General features: G+C 71.6%; 1 protein-coding gene. It reads right to left on the reverse strand.

Translation table 11 applies throughout. The annotated features are described in order from the left end of the window. Positions 1-16 precede the first annotated feature (16 nt). Positions 17-1,156, reverse strand: a complete 1,140-nt coding sequence (locus tag G6018_RS12950; RefSeq protein ID WP_179525585.1) for an Mrp/NBP35 family ATP-binding protein — start codon at positions 1,154-1,156, stop codon at positions 17-19. Between the last annotated feature and the right edge of the window lie 181 nt (positions 1,157-1,337).

Here is a 1,337-nt window from a genome sequence, read left to right on the forward strand (position 1 = left end):
CCGGCCGGTCCGGCGGTCAGAGGTGGCGCGTGGTGTCGATCCCGAGGTTCATCCCCGCCAGTCCGCGCGGCCGGACGGCCAGTCCGTCCGCGATCTCCCTGTACGCCCTGCCGGACGGTGAATCCGGCTCCGCCAGGACGATCGGGGTGCCCTCGTCGCCGTGCTCCCGGACGGCCTGCTCGAGCGGCACCTGGCCGAGCAGGCGCACCGGTGCCCCCACGGAGCGTGAGAGGTTCGCCGCGACCTCGGCCCCACCGCCGGTGCCGAAGACGTCCATGCGGGTGCCGTCGGGGAGTTCGAGCCACGACATGTTCTCGATGACGCCCGCGATCCGCTGACGGGTCTGGAGAGCGATCGACCCCGCCCGTTCGGCCACCTCGGCGGCGGCCTGCTGCGGTGTGGTCACCACGAGGATCTCCGCCGACGGGATGAGTTGGGCGATCGAGATGGCGACGTCACCCGTTCCCGGCGGTAGGTCCATCAGCAGCACGTCGAGGTCGCCCCAGTACACGTCGGCCAGGAACTGCTGGAGGGCGCGGTGCAGCATGGGGCCACGCCACACCACCGGGGTGTTCCCCTTGGTGAACTGGGCGATCGAGATGACCTTGACGTCGTGCGCGACCGGCGGCAGGATCATCTGCTCGACCTGGGTGGGCCGGGCATCGGTGCCCAGCATGCGGGGGATCGAGTGGCCGTAGATGTCCGCGTCGAGGACGCCCACGGACAGTCCACGGGACGCGAGCGCGGTCGCGAGGTTGACCGTGGCGGTGGACTTGCCCACGCCCCCCTTGCCCGAGGCGACCGCGTACACGCGGGTGAGGTTCCCCGGTTGGGCGAACGGGATGACGGGTTCGGCCGCGTCCCCCCGGAGGTGCTTGCGCAGTTCCGTGCGCTGCTCGTCGTTCATCACGTCGAGCTCGACCACGACCTCGCCCACACCGGCGACGTCCGAGACCGCGGTGCGGACCCGGTCGGTGATCGTGTCCCGCATCGGGCACGTGGCCACCGTCAGGTAGATGCCTATCCCGACCCGGCCGGATCCCTCGTCGATGTCGACGCCCTTGACCATGCCGAGCTCCGTGAGCGGCTTTCTGATCTCCGGGTCGTCGACCTTGGCCAGGGCGGCGCGGATCGCTTCTTCGCTGGGTGCACTCATGATGCCCCGAGTCTAGGCGTCGGGGTCCGGGCGGGCGATTCAGGCAGGCGGCGGCACGCAGAACGGTGCGATGCAGGGGAGCTCGAACACCGGGAGCCCGGGTGGGGCCGGCGCGACCTGGGCCGGCGGCGCAGGGGGACGAGGCGCCGGCGCGTTCTCCGGGGACGGCGACGGGGACGGA

Source organism: Dietzia sp. DQ11-44, from assembly GCF_014145205.1.
GTDB classification, from domain to species: domain Bacteria; phylum Actinomycetota; class Actinomycetes; order Mycobacteriales; family Mycobacteriaceae; genus Dietzia; species Dietzia natronolimnaea.